This is a genomic window from Klebsiella sp. MS 92-3 (assembly GCF_000195655.1).
Classification (GTDB): Bacteria; Pseudomonadota; Gammaproteobacteria; order Enterobacterales; family Enterobacteriaceae; genus Klebsiella; species Klebsiella pneumoniae.
Genome location: NZ_GL882838.1, coordinates 19,903 through 23,874, shown reverse-complemented (window position 1 = coordinate 23,874; position 3,972 = coordinate 19,903). Strand labels below are relative to the sequence as shown.

The following is a 3,972-nucleotide window of genomic DNA, read 5'->3' as shown; positions in this document are numbered from 1 at the left end:
AAAACCCGCCGCTGCAGGTGGCCCCGTTTCTGCTGGAAGAGCAGCTGGCAGACGATGTGGAAGCCACCCATTTTGCTCTGCTCCACCGCCAGCAGGCCCAGTGCGAGATCGTCGCCGTACAGCGGCAAAAAATGCGCGACTGGCTGGCGCGCTGCGAATCGCTCTCCTTACAGCCCCTGGCGTTGACGCCCGACGTGCTGGCCCTGCCCTGGCAACCGCCGGCGTGGAGCGCGGTGCAGGTGGACGAGCAGTGGCTGATCCGCCACCAGCCGTGGGGCGGCATGGCGGCGGAAAACGTCTGGCTGACGGAGCTGCTGCAGAGCGAGGCGGAAGAGCACGTCATCGACAGCTATTCGCCGCCGCCCGCGGCGCCGGGCGTCTGGCGGGAGCAGCCTGCGCAGACATTGCTGACCCTTGCCGCACGCCATCCGGCAGCGCAGAAACTCAGTCTGCTGCAGGGGGAGTTCGCCGTCCGGCGGCGGTCTGCGCAGGCGAGCTGGCGTCCGGCGCGGTATGCCGCGCTGGCTCTGGCGTTACTGGCAGGGGCAAACAGCGTGCTGGACCATCGCGATCTGGCGCGTCAGGCCGAGGCGGCGCAACAGGCCAGCCGGGCCTTCTATCACCGCTGGTTTCCGACGGAGAAAAAGGTGATTAACCCACGACTGCAGATGCAGCAGCACCTGCAAACCCTCACCCGTCAGGCGCAGCATGCCCCCCTCGTCGACCGCCTCAGCGCCTTGCAAAACATCCTCAGCGAAACGCCGGGGATCCGTCTGCGAGCGCTGAGCTGGGATGCCGCGGGCAATCGTCTGCAGCTGGATATCGCCGCGGTCTCTTCCCGGGCGCTGGAGCAGTTTACCCAGCGGGCGCAGCCGCGGTTTCGCGTCCGGCCGGGCGACATGATCACGAAACCGGATGGCATTGAGGGACAACTGACGCTGGAGGAAAACGATGGCTAATCTGCTTATCTGGTGGCGGCAGCGCACGCCGTCGGAGCAGCGCCTGTTGCTTGGTCTGACAGGGCTGCTGGCGGCATGCGCCTTCTGGTATGGGCTGTGGCAGCCCTGGCGAGCCCGCGAGGCGCAGTGGCGGCAAACCCTGGTGAAAGAGCAGGCCAGCCTGCGCTGGATGACGGAGCAGGCTCCGCGCCTGCAGCAGCTCAGCCAGCAGCCCGCGCCGGCGGCAAAAGAGGCGCTCACCGCGCTGGTGATGCGCGAGGCGGCGAGCCACGGACTGACGGTCATCCGCCTGCAGCCGCAGGGAAAACGTCTGCAGATCACCCTTCAGCCCTGCGCTTTCCAGGCGCTGATCGACTGGCTGGACGCTCCGGCGATGCGCGGCGTCAACGCGATCTCGCTGTCCGTGACCGGGCAGCCGTCGCGACCCGGCTGGGTCACGGTCAACCATCTGCTGCTGGAGCGCGACGATGAAGGCTAACTGGATCGCGGGCGGACTGCTGCTGGTCCTCTATCTGTTGTGGCTCACCGCCACGGCTCCGGCGCGCCTGCTGGCCCCCATGCTGCCGCCCGGCGTACAGGTGGGGCAGTTTAGCGGCAGCGTCTGGCGCGGCGCGGCGCAACCGGTCTACTGGCATGGGGAACGGCTTGAACGACTGGCGTGGTCGCTGACCCTGGCGGGCTGGCAGGTCTCTCTCAGCGATCCCCGCGGCGTGATGGGTCAGGCCCGGCTGTGGGGCCTTCGCGATCTGCGCCTACAGGAGGGGCGGCTCACCGCCCCCGCCAGCCTGCTCAGCCGCTGGTTGATGTCGACTATGCCCGTCAAGGCCGCGGGGGAGGTCACCTTCAGCCTGACCGAAGGGCGGTTCAGCGACGGACGCTGCCGGCATATCATCGCCGGAGGCGCGCAGTGGCGGCAGGCCCGACTGCACTCTCCGGTCGGCAGCCTGGAGCTGGCCCAGGTTAATGGCACCTTCCGCTGTACGGTGGACGGCGCCGTGGCGCTGACTCTCCGTCAGGACTCTCATCAGCTGAGCCTCAGCGGCCAGGGGACTCTGTCGCCCGATGGCCGCTATCTGTTTCGCGGCACGCTACAGCCCCGGCAGGGGATGCCGCCGCTGCTGGCGCTGCTGGTCACGCGCCCGACAGCGAATAACGCCCCGGGCCCGACGCCGTGGCAGCTGCAGGGAAAATGGTTACCACAGGAGCAAAAATGACGACACTAGCCGCGTTATCGCTGCACTTTCCCTTTGTCTGGTATGGCTTTCTACTGCTGTTCGGCCTGGCGCTGGGCAGCTTTTACAATGTGGTGATCTATCGTCTGCCGCGCATGTTGACCCAGACCGCGGACGACGAGCGGATAACCCTCAGCACCCCGGGCTCTTCCTGCCCGCAGTGCCGCCAGCCGATCGCCTGGCGGGACAATATCCCGCTGCTCAGTTTCCTCTGGCTGGGCCGTCGCGCCCGCTGCTGTCAGGCGCCCATCGCGTGGAGCTATCCGCTGACCGAGCTGGCCACCGGCCTGCTGTTTATCCTCGCCGGAGCTTTGCTGGCGCCGGGCCTGCCGCTGGCGGGCGGCCTGGTGCTGCTCTCGTTCCTGCTGATACTGGCGCGGATTGACGCCCGGACCCAGCTGCTGCCCGATCGCCTGACTCTGCCCCTGCTGTGGGCCGGGCTGCTGTTCAATCTTAACGAGGTGTACATTGCCCTGCCGGATGCGGTCGCCGGGGCGATGGCCGGTTATCTGGCGCTGTGGTCGGTCTACTGGCTGTTCCGCCTGCTGACCGGGAAAGAGGCGCTGGGCTATGGCGATTTTAAGCTGCTGGCGGCGCTGGGCGCCTGGTGCGGCTGGCAGGTTCTGCCGCAGGTGCTGTTGCTCGCTTCGGCCAGCGGGCTGGTGTGGACCCTGCTGCAACGCCTGTGGACCCGGCAGTCGCTGCAGCAGCCGCTGGCCTTCGGCCCCTGGCTGGCGCTGGCCGGCGGGAGTATTTTTCTCTGGCAGCAGATGGTCTAGCGTTTGCGAACCGACTGAGGATGCCGCCCGGCAGCGGCGGCTACGAGTATTTTTTGCTGCGGCGGGTCGGGGCGGCGTTGGCCGGATCGTCCGGCCAGACGTGCTTCGGATAGCGTCCCTTCATCTCTTTCTGCACCTCGCGGTAGCTCCCTTGCCAGAAGGCGCTCAGATCGCGGGTGATCTGCAGCGGACGCTGGGCAGGCGACAGCAGCTCCAGCACCAGCGGCACCCGTCCCTCGGCGATCACCGGCGTCGTGGCCTCGCCGAACATCTCCTGCATACGCACCGCCAGCGCTGGCGGGTTCTCCGCATGGTATCGGATCGCCAGGCGGCTGCCGGTCGGCACGGTATAGTGCGTCGGCAGCTCACGATCCAGCTTCTGGCGCAGCGGCCATGGCAGCCAGTCCTGTAGCGCCTGACGCAGATCCAGCGCCTTCAGCGCCCGCAGGGAATGAACGCCGTTCATCTGCGGCAGCAGCCATGTCTCCAGCGAGGCCAGCAGCGAAGCGTCATCCACTGCGGGCCATGCCTCTTCCGGCAGCCACTGCGCCGCACAGTGCAGCCGCAGGCGCAGCTGCTCAGCCTCTGGCGTCCAGTTGAGCACCCCGAGGCCTTTCTCACGAATACCGTTGAGCATCGCCTGATGCAGCTCTGCCTCAGAGGGCTTCGCCAGCGGCTGGGTCTTGATCACCAACTGGCCGATCACCGTCCGCCGCCAGGCTTTCAGCGTCCCCTGCGCTTCATCCCACTCCACCGTGTCGGAACTTTTCGCCAGTTCAGGGCGGGCGGCGATCAGCTCGCCGATTTCCACTGGCAGAGCCAACAGCATGCGGGCATCCGGCGAAGCGCTGCCCTGCAGCAGCAGCGGAGCGATAAGCCATTCATGACGGCCCAGCGCGTCGTCGGCGTCCAGCATCGCGCCCATGCCGTTCGCCAGCTGGTAGCGCCCCTCCTGACCGCGGCGGCGGGCGATGCGATCGGCGAAGGCCGACGCCAGCAGCC

Annotated in this window: 5 protein-coding genes; 4 read left to right on the top strand and 1 reads right to left on the bottom strand. The window is 67.5% G+C overall.

Features of this window, described 5'->3' with window-relative positions; genetic code table 11:
• The 4 genes from gspL to HMPREF9538_RS07460 all read left to right on the top strand — a co-directional run.
• Window positions 1-959, top strand: a 959-nt coding sequence (gene gspL / locus HMPREF9538_RS07445; RefSeq protein ID WP_009485791.1) for a type II secretion system protein GspL, incomplete at its 5' end; no start/stop codon positions are given.
• Window positions 952-1,437: a type II secretion system protein M gene (locus HMPREF9538_RS07450; protein ID WP_004151943.1), complete on the top strand. Its 486-nt coding sequence runs from the start codon at window positions 952-954 to the stop codon at window positions 1,435-1,437. The genes gspL and HMPREF9538_RS07450, both read left to right, overlap by 8 nt.
• Window positions 1,427-2,173: a type II secretion system protein N gene (locus tag HMPREF9538_RS07455; RefSeq protein ID WP_004145897.1), complete on the top strand. Its 747-nt coding sequence runs from the start codon at window positions 1,427-1,429 to the stop codon at window positions 2,171-2,173. Before HMPREF9538_RS07450 ends, HMPREF9538_RS07455 begins: the two co-directional genes overlap by 11 nt.
• Entirely contained in the window at window positions 2,170-2,970 is an 801-nt protein-coding gene (locus HMPREF9538_RS07460) for a prepilin peptidase (RefSeq protein ID WP_002888947.1), read from the top strand. The genes HMPREF9538_RS07455 and HMPREF9538_RS07460 overlap by 4 nt, the downstream gene beginning before the upstream one ends.
• Before the next feature lie 40 nt (window positions 2,971-3,010).
• Here the strand turns inward: HMPREF9538_RS07460 and HMPREF9538_RS30345 are convergent.
• A partial coding sequence (locus HMPREF9538_RS30345; RefSeq protein ID WP_032457199.1) for an ATP-dependent helicase C-terminal domain-containing protein occupies window positions 3,011-3,972 on the bottom strand: 962 nt, incomplete at its 5' end.

Excerpts from the sequence above, each read along its gene's own strand:
- HMPREF9538_RS07460 (WP_002888947.1), top strand. The coding sequence starts at position 2,170 with ATGACGACACTAGCCGCGTTATCGCTGCACTTTCCCTTTGTCTGGTAT.
- HMPREF9538_RS07455 (WP_004145897.1), top strand. The coding sequence starts at position 1,427 with ATGAAGGCTAACTGGATCGCGGGCGGACTGCTGCTGGTCCTCTATCTG.
- HMPREF9538_RS07450 (WP_004151943.1), top strand. The coding sequence starts at position 952 with ATGGCTAATCTGCTTATCTGGTGGCGGCAGCGCACGCCGTCGGAGCAG.